General features: G+C 42.1%; 23 protein-coding genes. 14 read left to right on the plus strand and 9 right to left on the minus strand.

The window, feature by feature from the left end; all coding sequences use genetic code 11:
• Positions 1 to 300: 300 nt before the first annotated feature.
• Complete coding sequence (locus JK188_RS04745) at positions 301 to 768, minus strand: glycine zipper 2TM domain-containing protein (RefSeq protein WP_036953512.1); 468 nt, start codon at positions 766 to 768, stop codon at positions 301 to 303.
• Between the two features lie 525 nt (positions 769 to 1,293).
• Between JK188_RS04745 and anmK the strand changes: the two genes are divergently transcribed.
• The 4 genes from anmK to pdxY all read left to right on the plus strand — a co-directional run bounded on the left by anmK (position 1,294) and on the right by pdxY (position 5,502).
• Positions 1,294 to 2,418 carry an anhydro-N-acetylmuramic acid kinase gene (anmK, locus tag JK188_RS04750; RefSeq protein ID WP_230082496.1) on the plus strand — a complete coding sequence of 375 codons (1,125 nt, stop codon included), beginning with the start codon at positions 1,294 to 1,296 and terminating at the stop codon, positions 2,416 to 2,418.
• 20 nt (positions 2,419 to 2,438) lie between these two features.
• A complete protein-coding gene (pdxH, locus tag JK188_RS04755) occupies positions 2,439 to 3,092 on the plus strand; it encodes a pyridoxamine 5'-phosphate oxidase (protein WP_211885352.1) in 654 nt (217 codons plus the stop codon).
• 160 nt (positions 3,093 to 3,252) lie between these two features.
• A complete protein-coding gene (gene tyrS / locus JK188_RS04760; RefSeq protein ID WP_036953505.1) occupies positions 3,253 to 4,527 on the plus strand; it encodes a tyrosine--tRNA ligase in 1,275 nt (424 codons plus the stop codon).
• Between the two features lie 111 nt (positions 4,528 to 4,638).
• Positions 4,639 to 5,502: a pyridoxal kinase PdxY gene (gene pdxY / locus JK188_RS04765; RefSeq protein ID WP_211885353.1), complete on the plus strand. Its 864-nt coding sequence runs from the start codon at positions 4,639 to 4,641 to the stop codon at positions 5,500 to 5,502.
• Between the two features lie 85 nt (positions 5,503 to 5,587).
• On the opposite strand, the gene gstA is transcribed toward pdxY, so the two are convergent.
• Complete coding sequence (gene gstA / locus JK188_RS04770; RefSeq protein ID WP_154628001.1) at positions 5,588 to 6,202, minus strand: glutathione transferase GstA; 615 nt, start codon at positions 6,200 to 6,202, stop codon at positions 5,588 to 5,590.
• 290 nt (positions 6,203 to 6,492) lie between these two features.
• Here gstA and JK188_RS04775 point away from each other — a divergent pair, with 290 nt between their 5' ends.
• Positions 6,493 to 7,359: a DUF817 domain-containing protein gene (locus JK188_RS04775; protein WP_211885354.1), complete on the plus strand. Its 867-nt coding sequence runs from the start codon at positions 6,493 to 6,495 to the stop codon at positions 7,357 to 7,359.
• Positions 7,360 to 7,412: 53 nt separating this feature from the next.
• On the opposite strand, the gene sapF is transcribed toward JK188_RS04775, so the two are convergent.
• From sapF to pspF, 6 genes are all read right to left on the minus strand, one after another.
• Positions 7,413 to 8,216: a putrescine export ABC transporter ATP-binding protein SapF gene (sapF, locus tag JK188_RS04780; RefSeq protein WP_154603991.1), complete on the minus strand. Its 804-nt coding sequence runs from the start codon at positions 8,214 to 8,216 to the stop codon at positions 7,413 to 7,415.
• Complete coding sequence (gene sapD / locus JK188_RS04785) at positions 8,216 to 9,211, minus strand: putrescine export ABC transporter ATP-binding protein SapD (RefSeq protein WP_211885355.1); 996 nt, start codon at positions 9,209 to 9,211, stop codon at positions 8,216 to 8,218. The genes sapF and sapD overlap by 1 nt, the downstream gene beginning before the upstream one ends.
• Positions 9,211 to 10,101 carry a putrescine export ABC transporter permease SapC gene (sapC, locus tag JK188_RS04790; protein ID WP_211885356.1) on the minus strand — a complete coding sequence of 297 codons (891 nt, stop codon included), beginning with the start codon at positions 10,099 to 10,101 and terminating at the stop codon, positions 9,211 to 9,213. Before sapC ends, sapD begins: the two co-directional genes overlap by 1 nt.
• The gene (gene sapB / locus JK188_RS04795) at positions 10,088 to 11,053 is read right to left on the minus strand and encodes a putrescine export ABC transporter permease SapB (protein ID WP_154603989.1); all 966 of its coding nucleotides are present in this window, start codon (positions 11,051 to 11,053) and stop codon (positions 10,088 to 10,090) included. Before sapB ends, sapC begins: the two co-directional genes overlap by 14 nt.
• The gene (gene sapA / locus JK188_RS04800) at positions 11,050 to 12,735 is read right to left on the minus strand and encodes an ABC transporter substrate-binding protein SapA (RefSeq protein WP_211885357.1); all 1,686 of its coding nucleotides are present in this window, start codon (positions 12,733 to 12,735) and stop codon (positions 11,050 to 11,052) included. Before sapA ends, sapB begins: the two co-directional genes overlap by 4 nt.
• Positions 12,736 to 13,108: 373 nt before the next feature.
• Entirely contained in the window at positions 13,109 to 14,110 is a 1,002-nt protein-coding gene (pspF, locus tag JK188_RS04805; protein WP_211885358.1) for a phage shock protein operon transcriptional activator, read from the minus strand.
• Positions 14,111 to 14,395: 285 nt separating this feature from the next.
• Between pspF and pspA the strand changes: the two genes are divergently transcribed.
• From pspA to JK188_RS04845, 8 genes are all read left to right on the plus strand, one after another.
• A complete protein-coding gene (gene pspA, locus JK188_RS04810) occupies positions 14,396 to 15,061 on the plus strand; it encodes a phage shock protein PspA (protein ID WP_006660058.1) in 666 nt (221 codons plus the stop codon).
• Positions 15,062 to 15,135: 74 nt separating this feature from the next.
• Positions 15,136 to 15,366 carry an envelope stress response membrane protein PspB gene (gene pspB / locus JK188_RS04815; RefSeq protein WP_006660057.1) on the plus strand — a complete coding sequence of 77 codons (231 nt, stop codon included), beginning with the start codon at positions 15,136 to 15,138 and terminating at the stop codon, positions 15,364 to 15,366.
• Entirely contained in the window at positions 15,366 to 15,722 is a 357-nt protein-coding gene (gene pspC, locus JK188_RS04820) for an envelope stress response membrane protein PspC (protein WP_036953477.1), read from the plus strand. The genes pspB and pspC overlap by 1 nt, the downstream gene beginning before the upstream one ends.
• 92 nt (positions 15,723 to 15,814) lie before the next feature.
• Positions 15,815 to 17,212 carry a YcjX family protein gene (locus tag JK188_RS04825; protein ID WP_211885359.1) on the plus strand — a complete coding sequence of 466 codons (1,398 nt, stop codon included), beginning with the start codon at positions 15,815 to 15,817 and terminating at the stop codon, positions 17,210 to 17,212.
• The gene (locus tag JK188_RS04830; RefSeq protein WP_211885362.1) at positions 17,209 to 18,264 is read left to right on the plus strand and encodes a YcjF family protein; all 1,056 of its coding nucleotides are present in this window, start codon (positions 17,209 to 17,211) and stop codon (positions 18,262 to 18,264) included. The genes JK188_RS04825 and JK188_RS04830 overlap by 4 nt, the downstream gene beginning before the upstream one ends.
• A 231-nt stretch (positions 18,265 to 18,495) precedes the next feature.
• Positions 18,496 to 20,061, plus strand: coding sequence for a transcriptional regulator TyrR (tyrR, locus tag JK188_RS04835; protein ID WP_211886388.1), 1,566 nt, complete (start codon positions 18,496 to 18,498; stop codon positions 20,059 to 20,061).
• A gap of 1 nt (position 20,062) precedes the next feature.
• Positions 20,063 to 20,494 (plus strand): hypothetical protein, encoded by a 432-nt coding sequence (locus tag JK188_RS04840; RefSeq protein WP_249215382.1) that lies wholly within the window; start codon positions 20,063 to 20,065, stop codon positions 20,492 to 20,494.
• Positions 20,495 to 20,767: 273 nt separating this feature from the next.
• Positions 20,768 to 21,142: a hypothetical protein gene (locus JK188_RS04845; RefSeq protein WP_036953471.1), complete on the plus strand. Its 375-nt coding sequence runs from the start codon at positions 20,768 to 20,770 to the stop codon at positions 21,140 to 21,142.
• Between the two features lie 87 nt (positions 21,143 to 21,229).
• Here JK188_RS04845 and tpx read toward each other — a convergent pair whose 3' ends face one another.
• Positions 21,230 to 21,730, minus strand: coding sequence for a thiol peroxidase (tpx, locus tag JK188_RS04850; RefSeq protein ID WP_154603979.1), 501 nt, complete (start codon positions 21,728 to 21,730; stop codon positions 21,230 to 21,232).
• A 461-nt stretch (positions 21,731 to 22,191) separates the two neighbouring features.
• Between tpx and JK188_RS04855 the strand changes: the two genes are divergently transcribed.
• A complete protein-coding gene (locus tag JK188_RS04855) occupies positions 22,192 to 23,814 on the plus strand; it encodes a peptide ABC transporter substrate-binding protein (protein ID WP_211885364.1) in 1,623 nt (540 codons plus the stop codon).
• The last annotated feature ends 241 nt before the right edge of the window (positions 23,815 to 24,055 follow it).

Raw genomic sequence — 24,055 nt, forward strand, 5'->3', positions numbered from 1 at the left:
ATATGGGATATATGGGATATATGGGATATTAAGGTGTAAAAATATGAATAAAAAATGTGGCTCAAGAAAGATAGAGAATTCAAATTGTATAAATTACATTTTACTTGAATGATATCAATCACAAAAATTTAATAAATTCCCGCAATGGAACTCATAGACAAAAAGATAGTAAAGAGCTCAGATTCGATAAAAAGCATTATTAATAAGCTAAAAAGTAAAACGCTAATTATGATTTAAATAAAAAATGCGTTCATCGATTAATTAGTCGGTGAACGCATTTTATCTTGAACTTATGTCAAATTATCGGGGTGACACAGTCACTGTATTTCCACTGTTTGCGATCATAACACGCTGACCTACACGGAAAGCGGCAGGATCTTGTTTCTGAACCACAACAATGTTTTTACCACTGTCTAAACGGATTTCAAGCTGCACACCTTGGCTTTTATTTAGGGCACCTTGTGCTTGTTGACCCGCTAAACCACCCGCGATTGCACCAGCTGCTGTTGCTAGCGTTTTACCAGTACCGCCACCGACGGTATTACCTAATAGACCACCGATAACTGCACCACCAATTGCTCCAATTACGTTACCATCTTCACCCGCTTGAATGGTAACTGGGCGTGCATTGAGTACGGTACCATAAGTCACAGTTTGGACTTGTTTAGCATCTTGAGCTGAAATAGTATCACCAGAAAGCGTACTTGTATTGACACAGCCAGATAACGCAACAACCGCAGCAACACCTACAAAAACTTTCTTAAGCATAATAACTCCTATGAGACTTGCTGTTCGTGGCAGTAACGTAGCATCGAAGATTTGTTCTTACCATAAGCACAACAACATCAAAAATTTGTTTTAGATAACAGAGCCTAGACTACTAATTTTGAATTAAATAATGCATCAACACTAGGTAAAATATCTCAAATTTCACCCAAAATCCCAACTCAAGGCACCCTTTGCTAAAGAATCATCTATTTTTTGACTATTTTAGAACATCAATTTATGGCAAAGGCTAAATAGGGGATTTTCACCTGTAATAAAAACTACTCACCTTAAGGTGTAGCAGATAATTACAGAATGAACCATTATAAATCAAATTTAAAAAAATGAGAGATAGCAAAGTGACTCATTGCTGCTATTTTGCTCACTATTTTCATCTCTTCTATCAATTATTTATTATTCCTGCGAAGCGCTACGAGAAATTGAATCGATCAGTTGACAAATTTTTCTCTAAAAGCACAATCTTTCCTAGTTTATCTCATCGAGTGAATAGACACGTTAAAGGGAATAATGATGATTAAATCGGGTCGCTATATCGGTGTTATGTCAGGAACCAGTCTAGATGGTGTTGATGTCGTATTAGCAGCAATTAATGATAAGTTTGTTGCAGAGCAAGCTAGCTTGAGCGCCGCATTTCCGATTGAACTGAAAAAGCGCATTCTCAATATTTGCCAAGGACAAGAAACAACACTTTCTGAATTGGGAAAAATAGACAGAGAACTTGGCACAATATATGCCGATGCCATTAATCAGCTGCTTCATCAAACGGGTCTATCTCCCGAAGATATTATTGCGATTGGTTGTCACGGGCAAACGGTTTGGCATGAACCTGATAGTGAAACACCATTTACTATGCAGATTGGTGATAACAACCGCATCGCAGCATTAACGGGAATAACGACAGTCGGTGATTTTCGCCGCAGAGACATGGCTTATGGTGGACAAGGTGCTCCGCTAGTTCCTGCATTTCATTTAGCCGTATTAGGGCATCCGACTGAAAAACGTATAGTGCTTAACATTGGCGGGATTGCTAATGTTACTGCATTGCTGCCAAATGCATATGTAAAAGGCTATGACACAGGGCCTGGTAATATGTTAATGGACACTTGGGTCTGGCGTAACAAGCAACAAGCGTATGATAAAGATGGTGAATGGGCAAAAACGGGAACGGTGAATCAGGCATTATTAAATGCGATGCTTAATGATAGCTATTTTAAACGTTCAGCTCCTAAAAGTACTGGGCGTGAATATTTTAATATGCAATGGCTAGAGCAGCATTTGGCGCATTTTAAATTACTATCTCCTGAAGATGTACAAGCAACACTGTGTGAATTGACCGCCGTATCTATCGTGGATCAAGTCAAGTTATGTGGCGGCTGCGAGCGATTAATTGTTTGTGGCGGCGGCGCTCAAAATAAATTCTTAATGTTGCGATTAGCAACATTACTGCCGGGGATTGAAGTCGCGCCAAGTGATAAATATGGGCTGAGTGGTGATGATATGGAAGCACTGGCATTTGCTTGGCTTGCCGCTCGCACAGTTTCAGGCTTATCAGGTAGCCTTGCATCAGTAACGGGCGCAAGTAGAGACAGTATATTAGGTGCGATATACCCCGCGAATGTTGATATAAAATAACCGCTTGAAAGGACAGTAAAATGAACGAACTTGAAGAGATCGATCTTGCTGCGGTACGACGTGAATATACAAAAGGTGGATTGAGACGCAAAGATTTAACGCCAGATCCTATTCCATTGTTTGAGCGCTGGTTAAAGCAAGCCTGTGAAGCGCGATTAACTGACCCGACAGCAATGTGTGTGGCAACAGTTGATGAAATAGGGCAGCCTTATCAACGGATCGTATTATTAAAGCACTTCGATGAAAACGGATTAGTCTTTTATACTAATTTGGGAAGCCGTAAAGCACAGCATTTAGAGCATAACAATAAAATCAGTTTGCATTTTCCGTGGTATCAATTGGAACGCCAAGTTCATTTTACCGGTGTTGCTGAGCGTTTAAGTCCTATTGAAGTACTGAAATATTTCCATAGTCGCCCAAAAGATAGCCAAATCGCGGCTTGGGCATCTGCTCAATCTTCACGGATTTCGGCGCGTGGAATCTTAGAAGGGAAATTTTTAGAACTTAAGCAGAAATTCAAAAACGGTGAGGTTCCATTACCAAGTTTTTGGGGGGGATATCGCGTTGTTTTTAACAGTGTCGAATTTTGGCAAGGCGGCGCTCACCGCCTGCATGACCGCTTTCTATACCAAAGAGAAGGTGATGGCTGGGTAATTGACCGATTAGCCCCGTAATAAATGGTTTTTTAGCTGGCGCTTAATTGATATGCGCTTTATGCTATAGCCTCGTTTAAGAAAATTGACAAATCATACTGGCGAGCCTTTGAGCTAAGCCTTATTTTGTCAATTTTCTACATTAAAATAGATAGACAAAATTCAACCGATGGAGTCATTGATGTCTAGCAATAACCTGATTAAACAATTGCAAGAGCGGGGCCTCGTTGCCCAGGTAACGGATGAGGATGCGTTAGCAGAGAGACTGGCGCAGGGCCCTATCTCTCTCTATTGTGGCTTCGACCCTACCGCCGATAGCTTGCACTTGGGACATCTGGTTCCTTTGCTGTGTTTAAAACGATTCCAACTAGCCGGGCACAAGCCTGTGGCGTTGGTCGGTGGCGCAACGGGCCTTATTGGCGACCCGAGCTTTAAAGCTACTGAACGTAAATTAAACACCACAGAAACCGTTCAAGAGTGGGTAGAAAAAATCCGTAACCAAGTCTCACCATTCCTTAGTTTTGATTGTGGTGATAACAGTGCACGCCTAGCTAACAACTATGATTGGTTTGGCAAAATGGATGTGCTGACATTCTTACGTGATATTGGTAAACATTTCTCCGTTAACCAAATGATCAACCGTGAGTCTGTTAAACAGCGTTTAAACCGCGATGATGTAGGTATCTCTTTCACTGAATTCGCCTATAACCTATTACAAGGTTACGATTTTGCGAACATGAATAAAGAAATGGGTGTTGAGTTACAAATTGGTGGTTCAGACCAATGGGGTAACATTACATCAGGTATTGATTTAACTCGTCGTCTGCATCAAAACCAAGTGTTTGGTTTAACTGTTCCACTGATCACCAAAACAGACGGTACCAAGTTTGGTAAAACCGAAGGTGGTGCAGTATGGTTAGATCCGAAGAAAACCAGCCAATATAAATTCTACCAATTCTGGATTAACACAGCAGATGCTGACGTTTATCGTTTCCTGAAATTCTTTACTTTCATGGAATTAAGTGAAATTGACGCATTGGAAGAAGAAGATAAAAATAGCGGTAAAGCGCCTCGTGCACAGTATGTATTAGCAGAAGAAGTAACTAAATTAGTTCACGGTGAAGCGGGTCTCGCGGCTGCAAAACGCATTACTGAAAGTTTGTTCTCTGGCGCAGTATCTGATTTAACTGAAGCTGACTTTGAACAGTTAGCTCAAGACGGTATGCCATGCATCACCCTAGAAGATGGTGCAGATCTCCAGCAAGCATTAGTTGATTCAGAACTGGTACCTTCTCGTGGTCAAGCAAGAACGGCAATCAGCTCAAATGCAGTTTCTGTGAATGGTCAGAAACAAACTGAACCAATGTATGTATTCACTGATGCTGACCGTTTATTTGGTCGTTATACACTTATCCGCCGCGGTAAGAAAAATGACTGCTTAGTTAACTGGAAATAGCTCTGACGAACCTTTGTAATATATAGCCCGGAAATCTCCGGGCTATTCATATTGGCAAATGGCTACTCACTGATTTCTCTTCATTCGACATAACAATTCTCTGGGTTTCCAATGAAAAGCGTATTATCAATTCAATCCCATGTTGTTTTCGGCCATGCAGGAAACAGTGCTGCTGCATTCCCTATGTGCCGCATGGGCGTAGATGTGTGGCCACTTAATACAGTGCAATTCTCCAACCATACTCAGTATCCACAATGGACGGGCTCAGTATTTCCAGCTCAGCATTTGACAGATATTGTCGAAGGATTAGCAAAAATCCATAAATTGGCAATCTGTGATGCCGTGTTAAGTGGTTATATTGGTTCTGCTGAGCAAGGTAATGATATTCTAGCGATTGTCCAAAGAGTCAAAGCGGCGAATCCGCAGGCACTCTATTTTTGTGACCCAGTGATGGGACATCCAGAGAAGGGATGCATCGTTGCACCAGGTGTCGCTGAGTTTCTTTGCCAACAAGCGCTAGCGGCGAGTGATGTGATTGCACCTAACTTATTAGAGTTAGAAACTTTAGCGAATGAAAAAATCTCGACGGTAGAGCAAGCTGTACAAGCTGCACGTCGGTTATGTCAGCAAGGCCCTAAAACTGTATTAGTTAAGCATTTAAGTCGTGCTGGCTATCGTGCAGACCGCTTTGAAATGATCTTAGTCACTGCGGAACACAGCTGGCATGTTAGCCGCCCACTAGTGGATTTCGGTGAAAAGCAGCCTGTGGGAGTCGGTGATTTAACGAGTGGCTTAATGTTGGTCAATATCTTAAAAGGTGAGCCACTCGATAAAGGCTTAGAGCATGTTGCCGCAGCCGTTTATGAAGTGATGCTGAAAACCAAAGAAATGGGTGAGTACGAACTACAGTTAGTTGCAGCTCAAGATTTGATGGTTAGCCCTCAACATAAATTCTGCGCCACTCAGTTAGACTGATTGAGCATAGTAGTGACTTACTAAATATAGTAATGAAAACAGCGCCGAATGGCGCTGTTTTTGTAAATACGATTTATGCGATAGATTACTTTTTCAGTAACCCTTCTGCTTCTAATGCCTCTTGTACTTTTGGACGCTTCGCAATCTTCTCACAATATTCGTTCAGATGGCTTAATGCACTGATATCAACACCAACTAAACGAGTCCAGTTGGTGACGGTAAACAGATACGCATCAGCAACACAGAAATCACTTTTAGCAACAAAATAAGGCTGATTTTTCAGAACATCATTCACGTACTGGAATTTTTTCAGTAAATTTGCGCGAACAACATCTTTATATTCTTCAGGGGTATTTGGCGCAAATAATGGGCCAAAATTCTTATGCAGTTCAGTAGAAATGAAGTTTAGCGCTTCTAACTGATGGTAGCGCTTCATTGAACCAGGTAGGGCAATTAAGTTTCTATTTGGGTTTTGATCTGCAATATATTGAACAATCACAGCACCTTCAGTTAATTGCTCATCATCATCTAAAACGAGAGTAGGCACTTGACCTTTCGGGTTAATCTCTAAGAAGTTTTCACCCGTTTCTGTGATTTTCTCTTTTAAGTTAACACGAACAATACTGAAATCTAATCCTGCTTCACGCAGAATGATATGAGGAGAAAGTGAGCAGGCACCGGGAGCGTAATACAATTTCATCATAAAACTCCTAAGTCATAGAATGGTCATCATTATTGTTCTTCCAAGTATACACCAGATTTAAAAAGAGAATTGCCAAAGGATGCGGGGTGGCTCTCAATATCTAAAATCACACTAATATATGGCAAGCTTACGATAGACGAGTATTTCTTAGGGAAATTGTCTATTTAATTGATAATTCATTAAAATTAAGAATGTTACAGGAGAGGAATCTGAGAGGGTTCTGTTATAATTTTGCCTCTCATTGAGCTATTCTCTCAATCCTTAGTCACATTTTATGAGCTGTCAAAATGGCATCCATTTTTCACAACCTTAATTACTTAACCAAGCTAGATGCCATCTTAATGGCTCATAAACCGAATAGTAGTAAAGGATTAAAACGCTTTATTCTTGAATTTTGGTTTTTTGGTTTAATTAATGCTCGTTCTTGTCTGTTTGCTGGTTTCTTCTTTTTAGCTTTATTCCTAGTGCCAGCTAAAGGCATTCTAGGTATTCCTCGTTATGATGCCTTATTAATTTTCGCGGTATCTTTTCAAGCGTTTTTGGTTTGGTCAAAATTAGAAACGTGGGATGAACTAAAAGCCATCTGTGTATTCCATTTAGTCGGCTTTATGATGGAATTATTCAAAACCTCTGCGACCATTGGCTCATGGCAATATCCTGATGAGGCGTATACCAAACTTTGGGGCGTTCCGCTGTTCACTGGGTTTATGTATGCAGCAGTCGGCAGCTATATCATTCAATCATGGCGCTTTTTTAATGTCAGAATTGAACATTATCCACCTTATTGGATGGCGACATTAGTGGCTCTAGCCATCTATATTAACTTTTTTAGCCATCACTATATTGATGATTATCGTTGGTACTTAACGGCATTTATATTTGGTTTGTATGCGCGCAGTATGGTGTTTTACACCCCATTAGATAGGGAACGTAAAATGCCACTATTACTTGCATTTATGCTGATAGGGTTCTTTATTTGGTTGGCGGAAAACTTCGGAACGTTCTTCGGTGTTTGGCAATATCCAAATCAAATTGGCGCATGGTCGATGGTGCATGCTGGGAAGTGGGGAGCATGGTCGCTACTGGTGATTGTGACTTTCACGATTGTGGTGCATCTCAAACACATAAAAAGTTGTGTTTCGATAGCGCGTTAGCGGCAGGTTTTTCGTTAAAGGACGGGAGAGTTGATTCCCCCGTCTTTCTGTCATTACAAATCTTGTCGCCACGCATCAATAGATAGAGGTTCACCAAAGTGACTTTCAATCAGCCGACGCGTCACGTCATGAAGCGGAGCCGCTAAAACTTCCGCGGTATTTCCTCGCTCAACCACTTCACCTTTATCCATTACAAGCATCTTGTCACTAATGTGCTTCATCATGCCTAAATGTTGGGTAACGTAGATATAGGCGATATCTTGCTTGGCTTGTAAGTCGAGCATTAAGTTGATGATTTGCGAACGCATCGACATATCCAGCGAGGCAAGTGCTTCATCAGCCACGATAATTTCTGGTTGTAAAATTAATGCACGGGCGAGGGCAATCCGTTGTTTTTGACCCGATGCCAGCATATGTGGGTAATACTCCGCGTGATCGGCCAGTAGCCCCACTTGGCGCAGTGTTTGAATAATGCGTCTTTCCCGCTCAATTCCCGTTAAGTTGGTATTGAGTTTTAAAGGTAATTCTAGGGTTTGACCAATACGCTGGCGCGGGTTTAAGGAGGTACTTGGATCCTGAAATATCATGCGAATACGTTGGCTTCGGTAGCTATAATCGCCAAAACTTAGCCGTTGACCACGGATCAAAATCTCTCCGCCAGAAGGTTCTGTCACGCCAGACAACATACGAGCCAAGGTGGATTTCCCTGAGCCGTTAGCGCCGATGATCGCTAAAGTCTGCCCCGCTTGTAGGTTGAAACTCAGCGGCTTGACGGCTTGTAATTCATGACGACGAAATAACCCTTCACGAAAACGGAACGTTTTTGTCAGGTTACGTACCTCAAGTAACGTTTCCATTAGGGTTGTTCCTCGGTATTCAGTGGATAATGGCAGGCAACCAGATGCCCCTTAATACTGCGTAGTGGTGGTGCATCGATACAGGTTCGTTGCGCGTAAGGGCAACGAGGCCCCAAACGGCAGCCAATCGGCAAGTGTTCCAATGAAGGGATAGCCCCCGGCAGCGTATTTAAACGACCTTTATGAGGGATAGGGCTTTCAAAATCAGGAATAGAGCGAATCAGTGCCTGCGTATAAGGGTGGCGAGGTCGCTGTAAAATATCATTCGGTGTGGCGCTTTCTACAGTCTGACCGCAATACAGGACATTAATTCGGTCAACCAATTTAGACATCATTTCCATATCGTGGCTGATCAGTAAAATTCCCATATTATTGTTTTGATTTAATTTATCTAATAAACGGAAAATTTGTGCCTGCGTGGTGGATTCCATTGCGTTGGTGGGCTCATCCGCAATCAACAAGCGAGGCTGATTGGCAATCGCAATGGCGATCATCACTTTTTGGCATTCACCATCCGTCAGCTCGTACGGATAACTATGCATAATGTCTTTGTGATCTTTGATACCCACACGGTGCAATAATTCAATTGCTCGGCGTTTTCGCCAATTAAAACGCTGCCACCAACGCCCTTTGTATGTCCAGCTTGGGATAGATTGAATTAGCTGTTTCCCAATATCAGCCGCAGGGTCAAGACAGGATTGCGGTTCTTGGAAAATCATCGAAATATTATGACCAATCAGGCGACGACGCTTACGTGGACTGAGTTTTAATAGGTCAATGTCTTGGAAGCGAAAACGGTCAGCAGTTACGCGGATATTATCTTTGGTGATCCCACAAATGGCTTTAGCAATTAAGCTTTTACCGGAACCCGATTCACCCACTAAGCCACGAACTTCGCCTTCAGATAAGGTCATGGAGACACGGTCAACGGCTTTGACGGGACCGTTAGCTGTCATAAATTCAATGGTTAAATTACGAATATCAAGTAATGGCATTATTCCACCCCCGAATTAATCGCTCGGTGCAGTCCATCACCCAGTAAGTTCACAAATAAGACACTCGACATAATCGCAACGCCGGGCAAAATGACTGTCCACGGTGCCACATAAATCAATTCTAGCGTATCGCCTAGCATCGCGCCCCATTCAGATGATGGGAGCTGTGCGCCTAAATCTAAAAAGCCTAATGCCGCAATATCCAAAATCGCAATGGAGAGGGCGCGGGTCAATTCAGTGACCAAAATAGGGGTGATATTTGGCAGTACCGTGTACCACAAAATAAAGATGTTTGAGGCGCCATCTAAACGTGCCGCCACGATGTACTCTTTATCTAGCTCATCATGCACGGCAACATAGATAGTTCGTACCATACGAGGGATCAGCGCGAGGCAAATTGCAAGCATCGCATTGGTTAAGCTGGCACCCATAAATGCCACCACGATGATTGCCAATAGTAGAGAAGGAATCGATAGCAAGGTATCCAGAACGTGGTTAAACACAGCGGATTTGAGTCCACGGGTCATACCCGCAAGGCAACCTAACACTAAGCCGATTATTGTCGCAATCGCAGTGACCAACAAGGCTGAGCCGAATGTGGATTTAGTACCAATCAAGAGACGGCTTAAAATATCGCGTCCTAAATCATCCGTACCAAAGAAGAATGCCACTTCACCGTAGTGTGACCATGATGGCGGCGTAATTTGGTAACCCAAAAATTGTTGGTCGATGGCATAAGGTGCTAAATAAGGTCCTACAAAACAGAGAATGATTAAAAAAATCACCCCAAAAAAGCCGATCATTGCCAGTATGTCGGAGGAAAAAATATTCCATACCACCCGTGTCGGGGATGGCATTTTCTGTTCACGATAAAAATTATCTGAGGACATACCAATCCTTATGTTTTAACGGGTCCATCATTGCGCCTAAAATATCGGATAACACGTTCACGGTGATCACCAATGCGCCAATTAACATCACGCCTGCAGAAATCGCCGAGTAGTCTCCTTGGCGGATTGCAGTGACCAACCAGCGACCTAATCCCGGCCAGTTAAACACTAATTCTGTCACCATGGTTAATGTTAGCATCGTGGAGAACTGTAGCCCTAATTTCGGGATAATCGGCGGTATGGCGTTATGAAAAATATGGCGGCGAATAATTTTAAAGCGAGAAAGCCCGCGAGTGGCGGCAGCTTTAACATAATTACTGCTAGCTACTTCATCCGTACTAATGCGGACTAACCGAATCACTTCGGTGGTTGGCGCTAAGGCGAGTGTGAGTACTGGCAGGATCATATGTTCTAACACATTGATGATCATATCTTTACGGTATGGCGAATCCGAAAGCCACGCATCCACAAGGGCAAAGCCTGTGACTGGCTTCAGGTTATAAAGTAGGTCGATTCGTCCAGAAACGGGCAGCCATCCTAAGTGAAGCGAGAAAAATAGGGTTAGCACTAACGCTAAAACGAAGACAGGCACGGAAAAGCCCAATAGGGCAAACGTGCTGATCGCAATATCAACGGGTTTGTTTCGCCAGAAGGAGGCAATCATCCCTAGCGGGATCCCGACAAACAATGCAAATAAAAAGGCGAGAATGCACAATTCCATGGTGGCAGGGAATGTGTCTTTTAGTTGCTCGGTGATAGGTTCTCCGTTAATGCTTGAGACGCCGAAATCGAAATGCAGTAAGCCATCAAAATAGAAAATATAGGCATCAATGAGTGATGCGCCGCTGAGAGGCGCATTTGGCGTAAAGTAGCTTAAGCTGAAACTGACCAGCGACAAAAAGAAGACCGTCACCAGCAACAGCAAAAATCGTCTCAGTGAGTAGATGATCATGGTTGCGGCTCCTGCTGCCGAGGTGGTGCTTTTTTCGGCTCTTGCATCTCGCGATAAACGCCAGCAAATGAAGTATTGCCGAACGCGCTGATCACCAACCCTTTCATATCAAAACGATAAGCTTGTAAACGCAGCGAGTAAGCTAATGGCAATATAGGCAGTTCTTCCGCAAGAATTTGTTGTGCTTGATGATAGTAATCAATGCGGTCTGCCAGCTCTTGCGTCAGTAAGGCTTTATGCAAAACATCATCAAATTTAGAATCACACCAATGGCTTAAGTTGGTTTGTGAGCCAATGGCGGCGCAACTGAGCAGTGGACGGAAGAAACTATCTGGGTCATTACTGTCCGTTGTCCAGCCCGCTAATGTCATATCGTGGGAGCGATCCATTAATTGATTTTCTTGGAAGCGACCTTCCACTGAGCGGATACTCATGACGACCCCTACTTGGGCGAGGTCTGCTTGGATTAATTCCGCCATTTTCAATGGGCTAGGGTTATAAGATTGAGAGGCGACAGGAACCCATAGTTCTAATTTTAATTTTTCTAACCCCATTTCCTGCAGCATTTGTTTGGCAAGTTCAGGATTGTAATCGGTTATTTTTGTTTGATTATCAAATGCCCAAGATGCACGGGGGAGAATCGATGATGCCGTCTCTGCGGTACCATAATAAATGGACTGCATGAGTCGCTCATTATTAATGGCATAAGAAATTGCTTGGCGAACCTTGAGTTGGTCGAGAGGCGGCTTGCTTGTATTAAACGCAAGATACGCAATATTCATTCCCGAACGCATGGAAATACGCAGGCGAGGGTCATCACGTAGCACTTTTAACTGACTTGCGGCTGGGTAGGCGAGGACATCGCACTCACCAGTGAGCAGCTTAGAAATGCGTCCTGTACCACCCGCTCCCATATCCACCACCACTTCTTCCATGCGTGGTTCACCTTTCCAGTAATCTTTATTACGCAATAAACGGACAAACTGTCCAGCTTGGTAATCATCAAAATAGAATGGTCCAGTACCTACAGGGCGCCAATCAATCATCTCTTGGCGATTGCTAGCCGAAAGCTCATCCGCATATTCGGCAGATAAAACGGGCGCGTAGTGAGTCGCCAAGTGCCATAAAAATGAGGCATCTGGGGATTTTAATCGAAACTCAACGGTGTAGTTATTCAGTTTTTTAATACTTTCGACGCTGCTCGCAAATTGCAAACTGTCAAAATAGGGGTAGCGCCCGCCATTAATGAAATGGTAAGGATTGCTGGTTTCAAACATGCGGGAAAAACTGAATACCACATCATCTGCATTCATATTACGCGTTGGTGTAAACCAAGGTGTGGTTTGAAACTTAACGTCTTTTCTCAGATGTAGCCGATAGGTCGCACCATTATCTAAAACTTCCCAGCGGGAAGCCAACTCTGGGATCAGGCGATACGTAAAGGGGTCAACATCCAGTAGGCGGTCATACAGTTGTGCGCCTAGGGGATCAATAATTAACCCGCTACTGGCGAGTTGTGGATTAAATGTGGTGACAATGCCATTGACGCAGTAAATAAAGCCATTTTGGCGAATATCAGCTGGGACATCATTGGCAATGGTGTCTTTGTAGCTTATGTCTGTTTGCTCTGCCAATGTTGAAAGAGAAACAGTAAATAAAAACCAAAGAGTTAAAAGGCGCATAGAGCTAATATCGTTGACCTGAATTGCCTTATTGTAGCGTAAAAATAGGGTAACAGGGTATAAGCAAAATTTGTGGTGATATTTTGTGCATAGCGCCGAGGGAAGTGAGGGTTTTTAACTGTAAATGAGAATCAACAAGGCTATATCTAATTGTAATGGTTACTATTATTTTTAATTTAATCTTAATGAGAAATAATCGCATTAAAATGCTTTACAAATGATACTAATAACTATTATCATTAACTCAGTCTCTTGAGTGCTTAGCTTTAGCAGACAAGGCATGACATTGCTCACATTGCTTCCAGTGTTTTATTGCTTTCAGTGTTTTAGTTATATAGCCAGCTCGGGTGCTGGCTTTTTTTTTGCATAAAAATCAGCTTTCCAAGCTAATGTGATGTTTTTTAATTAATCCTCGAAATTGGTCATAACTCAGTGATAAGCATTGGGCTGCTTTACGCTGATTAAAATTGGCTTGGCGTAGCGCCTCTTCAACATATTGTTTTTCCGATTCTAATTGCCATTGGCGTAAGTCAAAGGGAAAAACGGGTGCTAATTTTGGGTTTTCTGATGATGCTGCGGGTATCTCATGAAGCTCTGCTAGTTTCTCACCAAAGGGATCTAAAATAATCGTATCCACCGGTAAGTCACTTTCCCCATGCCGATAAACTGAACGCTCGACAACATTTTTCAGTTCGCGAATATTACCTGGCCAAGAATAGCGCATCAGTGTCTGCTGGGCGTTGTCAGAAAATCCAGTGAAATAATCACGCTTTAGCTCACGTACCATACCAATGGCAAAGTGCTCAGCCAATAACAGAATGTCAGGAATACGTTCACGTAATGGCGGCATGCGGAGCACTTCAAAGGCAATTCTATCTAGCAGGTCAGCGCGAAAAAGCCCTTGGCGAGCCAATTCTGGAAGGTTGGCGTTAGTGGCACAGACCAAACGAACATCTACTTTTAATGACTGACTTCCGCCTACACGCTCTAATTCGCCATATTCAATCACACGTAACAGTTTTTCTTGTACAGACATCGGAGCGGTTGCCAGTTCATCAAGGAACAATGTGCCTTTATCTGCACGTTCAAAGCGACCTTGATGGCGTTTCTGGGCCCCGGTAAACGATCCTGCTTCATGTCCAAATAATTCAGAATCCAGCAAGTTCTCATTGAGTCCGCTGCAATTTAAGGAGATAAAAGGCTCTTGCCAGCGGGGAGATAGATAGTGAAGGCGATCCGCGATTAACTCTTTACCTGTTCCTCGTTCGCCAATAATAAGGACAGGTTTATTTAGCTTGGCAAGCTCAGAAGCACGTTCTAGGACATCAAGGAAATTACTCGATACACCAAGAATAGTATTGTTAGTCTCTTTCATGGTTATTTTTACCAAGTTTTGGTTAATTTTACCTATGGTTAACTATAGTACAAATAACCGTCGATAGGTATCGAAATAATATTTTTATTATTTATTAGTTGGTTATGCCATTCTGAAAAAGTTGGCACGCCAATTGCTATCTTAGAGTTGTAAAAGATTTTGATTGAAATAATTATCGGTTTAATAATTTCAATTTTATATTCATGGAGCATCACGTATTGGTTGGACGCCAACATCGGGTTGAGGCTCTACAGAAAGATAACATCCATCAAGAGGATATAAATTATGGGTATTTTTTCACGTTTTGCCGACATCATTAATGCCAACATTGCTTCACTGCTTGATAAAGCTGAAGATCCGCAGAAAATGATCCGCCTGATGATTCAGGAAATGGAAGACATGTTAGTGGAAATCCGTTCCACCTCAGCACGTACCTTAGCTGAGAAAAAAAGTTTAGAGCGCCGCGTTGAAATGGGCGAAAAACAGATTGCCGAATGGCAAGAAAAAGCGGAACTGGCATTAATCAAAGATAAAGAAGATTTAGCTCGCGCAGCATTGATTGAAAAACAAAAAGTCAGTGCAATGGTCGATACGCTAAAACATGAGCTGATTATTGTTGATGAAACGCTGACTCGCTTAAAAGGCGAAATCACGGAGTTAGAAAATAAACTGCAAGAAACGCGTGCAAAACAGCAATCAATGACCGTACGTTTAGAAGCGGCACAATCAAGCCGTAATGTTCGTCGCCAGTTAGACAGTGGTAAACTGGATGAAGCAATGGCGCGTTTTGAACAGTTCGAACGTCGCATTGACCATATGGAAGGCGAAGCGCAAAGCTACGGTATTGGTAAACAACGCTCTTTAGAACAGCAATTTGCTGAGTTAAAAGCGGATGATGAAATTAGTGCACAGTTAGCCGCGCTTAAAGCTAAAATCAATAAAGACGAATAATATTCAACACGCAAGGCGCAGTGATTTCATTGCGCCAGTGCGCTAGGCTAAATAACCATAAATAAGGAAATGTGATGGGCTACGTTTTACTGTCTCTCGTATTAATCATTTTTGTCATTTTTGTTCTGCCGATTTGGTTGTGGCTCCATTATGGTAAGAAAAATAATGGGCAGGGAAGTCAGCTTACTGAAAATGAAGTGCAACGTTTGATGCAATTGGCAGAGCAGTCATCGCGTATGCAGCAACGCATCAAAACGCTGGAAGATATTTTAGATGCCGAGCACCCAAATTGGAGGCAAAAATAATGACTAATCTACGCAACCGCAAGTTATATCGCTTAACGGATAAACGTGTTTTTGGTGGTGTTTGTTCCGGTCTCGCTGAATATTTAGAGTTACCGGTTGCTTTGGTCAGAGCATTGGCTGTACTTGCCCTGTTTATGAGTTTTGGATTGACCTTAATTGTCTATGTGGTGATGTGTTTCTTTGTGGAAGCTGCGCCAAGCGGTTACCGAAGCGAACAGGATATCGGACCAGAAGTGACAACACTATTAAACCAAATTGATGCTCAGCTACAAGCTGGGGAAATGAAACTGCGCCAAATGGAGCGCTATGTCACTTCGGATACTTATGCTGTGAACAGCAAGTTTCGTCATCTATAACAACTGATTTGCACCATCACATAAATGGGAATAGAGTTTAATAACTGTATTCCCTTTATATTTTTATTGGGAGAGCGAGAACTAGGAGCATTATGAAACGGCTACAAAATGAATTAACTGACTTAATGAACCGTAGCGTTGACCGCCATGTAAGGCTTGCTGTCACTGGATTAAGTCGCAGTGGAAAAACCGCATTCATCACTTCTCTCGTTAACCAACTTCTTAACACCACTACGGGCGCGCGTCTTCCGCTATTTTCGGCGGCGAGAGACAAACGAATTTTAGGGGTAAAGCGCATTCCACAGCGCGATATGTCAATTCCGCGTTTCGCTTATGATGAAGGAATTGCATCGCTTTATGGCGACCCGCCGCAATGGCCGACGCCTACCCGTGGAGTGAGCGAAATTCGCTTAAAAATTCATTACCGTTCAAATGATTCGTTTGTTCGCCATTTTGTCGATAACTCCTCCCTGTACTTAGAAATTGTCGATTATCCGGGGGAGTGGTTACTGGATTTACCGATGCTAGATCTGAATTATTTAACATGGTCTAGCCAAATGAAAGTACTACTTAAAGGTAAACGTGGGGAGCTCGCGAATGAATGGCTACAGCTTTGCCAGAAATGTGATCCATTAGCTCCTGTCGATGAAAATTTATTGGCTGAAATTTCCAATGCCTACACCGCATATCTACATGAATGTAAGCAACAAGGGCAGCACTTTATTCAGCCTGGTAGATTTGTTTTACCCGGAGAATTAGCAGGAGCGCCGGCATTACAATTTTTCCCTTGGCCAAACATCGAAAAATACGGAGAAAAGCAGTTAGCACAAGCGGATAAAAACACCAATATCGGTGCATTACAGCGTCGCTATCAATACTACTGTGACCATGTGGTGAAAGGGTTTTATAAGGATCATTTCCAGCGTTTTGACCGACAAATTGTGCTGGTGGACTGTTTGCAGCCTTTAAATAGCGGCGCAGACGCCTTCAATGATATGCGAATGGCGCTAACGCAGTTAATGCGCAGCTTTCATTATGGAAAACGCACATTGCTCAGACGCATGTTTTCTCCATGTATTGATAAGCTACTTTTTGCCGCCAGTAAATCGGATCACGTAACACCCGATCAACATGCAAACTTGGTCTCGTTATTGCAGCAATTAGTCCAAGATGCTTGGCAAAATGCGGCATTTGAAGGGATCAGCATGGATTGTATGGGGCTGGCATCTATTCAAGCGACTGAAAGTGGCATTGTAGACTACAAGGGTGAAAAATTACCGGCTTTAAAAGGTGAGCGACTCAGTGATGGGCAACCCTTAACGTTCTACCCAGGGGATGTCCCTAAACGCTTACCTAATGAACAGTTTTGGCAGCAGCAAGGCTTTCAATTTGAAAACTTCCGTCCTCGACCAACGCCGTTAGATCAACCGCTGCCACATATTCGCATGGACAGTGCTCTGGAATTTTTGTTAGGAGATAAACTGAAATGAGTGAGCCTCTAAAACAGCGCGTGGACTTTGCCGATAAAGCCGATAAGCCGACTATGGAACCATTAAAACAAGCGCAAACCTTTGATGAAAAAGCGTTTGAAAAATTTGTACCGGTCGATATACAAGAAGAACAAGATAGCCAAGATGGCGAAGTTGAAAGTCTTATCAACGAAGCTTTAAAACCTAAACGCAGTTTCTGGCGCAAGCTAGTCGGTGCGGCGGCAGGTATTTTTGGGGTGAGCGTAGTCGCTCAATTAGGACTTTGGATCCATCAATCATGGATAACTCAAGACTGGACAGCGTTAGGCACCGCAGCGGCAGGGGGCTTAATTGTGATCGCTGGTGTGGGTTCAGTCATCGGCGAATGGCGTCGCTTGTATCGGCTCAGAGAGCGTGCAGAGGAGCGTGATTTTGCACGTGAATTGCTTCATAGCCACGGCATGGGGCAGGGTAAAGCATTCTGTGAAAAGCTCGCCAAACAATCTGCATTACCGATGCAACATCCTGCTATACAAAGCTGGCAAGCCACGGTTCATGATTCGCATAATGACCGCGAGGTTATTGAACTGTATAGTAAATTAGTACAGCCGATCCTGGATGAGCAAGCGCGTAAAGAGATTAGCCGTTCATCAGCAGAATCTGCCTTGATGATAGCGGTCAGCCCATTGGCGATTGTCGACATGGCATTTATCGCGTGGCGCAACATCCGTTTAATCAACCGCATTGCAGCTATTTATGGTATCGAGCTGGGATACTATAGTCGGATCCGCTTATTCCGTATGGTGCTGATTAATATTGCATTTGCTGGCGCTTCTGAGCTTATTCGTGAGGTCGGGATGGATTGGTTATCTCAGGATATTACCGCACGGTTGTCAACACGCGCGGCACAAGGAATCGGCGCTGGGCTTCTGACCGCTCGATTAGGCATTAAGGCGATGGAGCTATGCCGTCCATTACCTTGGATAGAAGACAAACCGAAATTGGGTGATTTTCGCCGTCAATTAATTAGCCAGCTGAAAAATGCCATTCCCTCAAAAAAAGAGAATCCATAAGCTGTAAATTTGACTGGCAGGATGAGTTGACAGTTTTAATCATTCTGCTAGTCATGTCTAAAAGGGTAATTCCCTGTCGAATTAATCAACAATCCTCATATTAAAGAAAGAAATGCTGCTGATATTTATTAGAAACTAGACGAGTGTCAACAATATGTGACACGGCTCTGTATTACTGTCCTGATTAACGCTAAAATATGAGTAATTATGTTCTCTACAAAAGGTTTCATCATGCGCCTCGAAGTGACCTGCCAAGACCGTATCGGTTTAACGCGTGAATTACTTGATCTTTTAGTCCTACAAAACATTGACTTAAAAGGCATTGAAATTTCAGCTCAACGTCGAATTTACCTGAACTTTGCACCTGTTGACTTTCAGGTTTTCAGTACGTTAATGGCAGAGATCCGCCGCATAAACGGGGTAATTGATGTTCGTCGTATCTACTTTATGCCATCCGAACGTGAGCATAAAGCAGTGTGGGCTTTACTGAATTCGTTCCCTGAGCCAGTTTTATCCATTGATAATAAACTGAATATTGAGCTGGTTAACCCAATGAGCTTGCAACTTTTTGGGGTTGATGAAACTAAAATCAAACAGAAATCCTTCTCCCAGTTAATCCCTAACCATGGTTTACACCGCTGGTTTGAACGTGAGTCACCAGAACCTTACACCGAACGCATTTCGGTCAAAGGCAGCGACTATTTAATGCAGGTCACACCAATTATTCTCGCCGATGAAGATGGGAAATCTCACTGTACAGGTGCGGTGATCTTACTCAAATCCGTGGCAATTCTTGAAAATCAACGTAAGCAAGTGGCTGAAGTTGATATTGAAAACCGTGGATTTAGCCAGATTGTGGCGGTCAGTCCTGCGATGATCCAAGTCGTTGAGCGAGCTAAACGTGTTGCTATGCTGGATGAGCCGTTGCTGCTTGTCGGGGAAACTGGAACGGGTAAAGACATTCTGGCAAAAGCCTGCCATTTGCACAGTGCTCGTGGTAATGCGCCATTTTTAGGATTGAACTGCGCTTCTATGCCTGATGATGTCGTTGAAAGTGAATTATTTGGTTATGCAGCAGGGGCTTATCCAAATGCGGTTGAAGGGAAAAAAGGCTTTTTTGAGCAAGCTAATGGCGGTACCGTCTTGCTGGATGAAATTGCTGAAATGTCCCCTCAAATGCAAATTAAACTATTACGTTTTCTGAACGATGGAACTTTCAGGCGTGTTGGCGAAGAACATGAGGTCAAAGTCAATGTACGCGTGATTTGTGCGACACAGAAGAATCTACCTGAGCTAGTGGAACAGAAAAAATTCCGTGAAGATCTCTATTACCGCTTGAATGTTATAACGCTCACGATCCCACCATTAAGAGAGCGTAGCGAAGATATTAAACCGCTCACGAGAGTCTTTGTGTCTAATTTTGCCAAAGAATTGAACATTGATGAGCCAAAAATCTCACCAGCATTAATTGAATCACTCAGCTCTTATTATTGGCCGGGTAATGTTAGACAATTACGTAATGCGTTATATCAGGGGCTGTCGCAATTTAATGGCAATATTCTGGATGTTGATGATATTCAACTTCCTGATGCAGTTAACGCGCCTGCGATTGCTTTAGATACATTAAATGGGTCACTGGATGAAATAACCAAACGCTATGAAGCCTCGGTGTTGGCGAGATTATATCGTGATTATCCGAGTACGCGTAAATTGGCTAAACGTTTAAATATTTCTCATACCGCTATTGCGAACAAATTGCGAGAATACGGGCTCAGTACCAAGAAAGAGCAAGATTAACATGATGAAAAAGCTGTTTAAATTGGGTCTACTTAGCGTATTAATGGGTGTGAGTATTAGTGCTGTTGCACAAGAAAAGCCGAATAATAAGTTGATTGATAAACTCTGTAAAAATGCAGAGCAATCCATGGAAGATGTGTATGAAAATGGCGCATTAACTCAGTGTCATTTCCCTAATAGCTCGCTACTAAGTGCTTATCAAGAATATCGTAATCTGCTTGGTGATGATAAAAAGTTTTTAGAAGCTAAGTTAGAACCAAACAAAAACAAAGAAGTGATTTGCTCGGATGATAACTGTCCGTCTATTATTTATCGATGGAGTGGGGACAAAAAACTAGAAATTGAGCAAAGTTTTCCAGGGGGAGAAACGTACCTCCAATTTATTCAAAATAATAAAGGCACTTCGCTTGAAATAAGATATTTTCCTGACTAACGCCCATTCAGTTAGTTCCAATGAAACATGCCAGATAAATAAGCTCACTCATTCAAAATCAGTTAAAAGAATGGAGTGAGCTTACTCGATTAAACTAAATTTACATATTTTTCATCGTAAAACGACGTCCTGATCATTGCGGATTGGTTGTTTTTTCTGCTATAAAAATGGTGAGCAAAGCTTCAATTTTTAAATTAACGATAAAAAAATGCTTAAGTTGTGCATTGATTATTAATATTAGCAACGCGGGTTTTATACCTTTAAGGAGTTGCAATGGAACAATTTACGATTAATTTTATTGTCAATTTCAAGCTACGTGAATATATGTCTAAATGTCACTACCAAGGTGATATGTTTGAATCCGCGAATACTGCCGCAGAACTTTATTTAATGAACAAGGCAGCTGCGAATTATTTAGCGAAAAAAAATCGTTTTACGTGGGATGTGTTAGTCAAAAATGGCGTTAAACCAAGAGATTTGATTATTGATATTCTCACGTCTTGTTGCCCTGTGACCCAAGAGCAGGCTCAACGGATATTAAGTACGTTGTCGCATTCGTTAGTGAGTATGATGAAAGGAAATATGATTTTTACGAATGTGGTCAACGCGAAAAATCATAAACCACTATTTTGGGCTTATGTTGATTAAAAGCATGATTGATAACCCCTCAACCCCTATCAAATGAAGCCACAATCACCGAAAGCATCGGTGATTGTGGTTCTTCATAATATACGATTATTTCAGGCTATTTAGCGCATTGTCATAATCAGGTTCTTCAGTAATTTCAGGCACTAATTGGCTGTAAATCACTTTGTCATTCTCATCTAATACAACGACAGAACGAGCCGTTAAACCTTTTAATGGACCGGTGGTCATTTCAACGCCGTAATCTTGGGCAAAATCACTACGGAATGAAGATAATGTCACCACATTGTCTAAGCCTTCTGCACCACAAAAGCGTGCTTGAGCAAAAGGTAAGTCAGCAGAGATACATAACACAACAGTGTTGTCTAAACCGTTGGCTAATTGATTGAATTTACGCACAGAAGCGGCGCAAACACCGGTATCTACGCTAGGGAAAATATTCAGAACTTTGCGCTTACCTTGGTAAGTCTCTAAGGTTGCTTCACTTAAATCTTTAGCGACTAAAGTGAAAGGTTTAGCTTGTGAGCCAGCTTGTAAAAAAGTACCTGCAAGTGAAATGCTATTGCCTTTGAGTTTTACTGTCTGTGACATGTGTTTTTCTCCCGTTTATAGGTTGAGTTACAGAAGATGAAAATATTAAATAATTTTTAAAATCAAATTATTACGTAATTTCACATTCTGAACTTTCTGTTTTTAAATCCTATTATTGACCGAATTGCATTGTTTCCTTCTCGGCATGATAAGTAAGAAGGTTACGCTGCATTATACAAGTAATAAGCCCTATTAAGAGTTTATGTTTTTTATTATGTATCATCCTAAAATACCATATTCAATACGATAAAAAGAGCGCTTTGTGCCGTGTTTTACTTGTTATATGATGAAGTGAAAGCTAATTTTAAACTGACAATCAAGTCAATGAGTTATTCGCCTATCACGGCTAATGCCTTGGCATGTCAAATATCAATTTAGCAGTTTGTAATGAGTTAATTCATCAAAGCTTAGCGAATAACGCTGAGCAATCCTCTTTTTGATTAATAGATAGAAATAATAATATGCATAAACGTTCATTGACCTCTTTAGCTGTATTCATTTCATCACTTTTCCTTTCTACACCGGTTATCAGTGCGACGGTTCCTGCTGGTACTGTTTTAGCTGAAAATCAAGAAGTTGTACGCCATCTTAAAGATGAGCCAGCATCGTTAGATCCGATAAAATCTGTTGGGTTGACTGAAGCTCAAGTGATGCGTGATTTGTTTGAAGGCTTAGTTAATCAAGATAATCATGGAAAGCCCGTACCGGGTGCCGCACTAAATTGGCACACCGATGATAATCGTACTTGGATTTTTCAGTTACGCCCTGAAGCGGCATGGTCGAATGGTGAACCTGTTACCGCTGACGATTTCGTTTACAGTTGGCGCCGTTTAGTCACGCCAGCCAATACTTCGCCATTTGCTTGGTTTGCAGCATTAGCGGGAATTAATAATGCGCAGGATATTATCGATGGTAAGTTGCCACCAGAACAGTTAGGGGTGGAAGCTGTCGATAAACACACGCTGAAAATTGTGTTAAATAAGCCAGTTCCTTATTTCCCGTCATTAACCGCAAACTTCAGCTTATTTCCTGTTCATCGCGGAACCGTTGAACAATATGGCACAGACTGGATTAAAGTCGGTAATTTAGTTGGAAATGGTGCATTTGAACTTAATGACCGTGTTGTTAATGAGAAAATCGTATTAACACCAAATCCGCACTATTGGGATCATAAAAATACGGTGATCACCAAAGTGACTTTTGTCCCTATCAACCAAGAATCTCATGCGACTAATCGTTATTTGGCTGGGGATTTAGATATCACGGAATCCTTTCCTAAGCAGCGCTATCAAAAATTATTACAAGATATTCCTAACGAAGTTTTTACGCCCGATCAACTCGGTACCTATTACTACGCATTTAATACCCAGCGCGCGCCGACCAATGATGTCAGGGTTCGACAGGCATTATCAATGGCAATTGACCGCCAATTGATTGCTAGCAAAGTCTTAGGGACAGGGGAAAAACCCGCTAATTATTTTACACCTGATGTGACGGCAGGTTTTAAGCCGGAAAAAGGGCTGTATCAGACTCATAAACAAAAAGAGTTAGACCAACAAGCCAAAACGTTATTAAAGCAGGCTGGGTACAGTGAAGCGCATCCTTTGGAATTAACGTTGCTGTATAACAGCTCGGAAAACCATCAAAAAATTGCTATTGCGATTGCTTCCATGTGGAAGAAAAAACTCGGGGTGCAAGTTAAGTTAGTTAACCAAGAGTGGAAAACATATATTGATAGCCGTAACACCGGAAATTTTGATGTAATCCGTGCTTCTTGGATTGGTGATTTTAATGAGCCATCTACATTCTTATCACTGCTAACTTCTCAACACAGTGGCAATATTCCTAAGTTTAATAATCCTCAATATGACGCACTAATGACTTCAGCTAGCATTGAAACGAATGATGCGCAGCGTAATGTGTATTACAACCAAGCGGAAGCCATTATTGCAAAAGAAGCGCCAATTGCACCAATTTATCAATATACGAATGCGCGTTTGATTAAACCGTGGTTAAAAGGTTATCCGATTGAAAATCCAGAGGATGTGGCATACAGCCATAGCTTCTATATGATTAAACATTAAGAATGAAATTTAGCCAGTGCAGGTGTGCTGGCTAAATTTTGGGAGACCCAAAATAAAAAAAACTCCTTCCACTGGAGAGTCAGAAGGAGGACCAAAAAGGAATAAACACTACAGCTTTAATAATAGGAAAAAACTTTGCGGTTTTATTGCTAATTTGTGTCAATCAAATGGGATCTCTCTAGCAAAAATTGAGAAATTTCATTGGGCTATAAATCTTGCATAACATCTTATTTTTATGCTT

It is taken from the genome of Providencia sp. JGM181 (genome assembly GCF_018257375.1).
Taxonomy (GTDB): Bacteria; Pseudomonadota; Gammaproteobacteria; order Enterobacterales; family Enterobacteriaceae; genus Providencia; species Providencia lanzhouensis.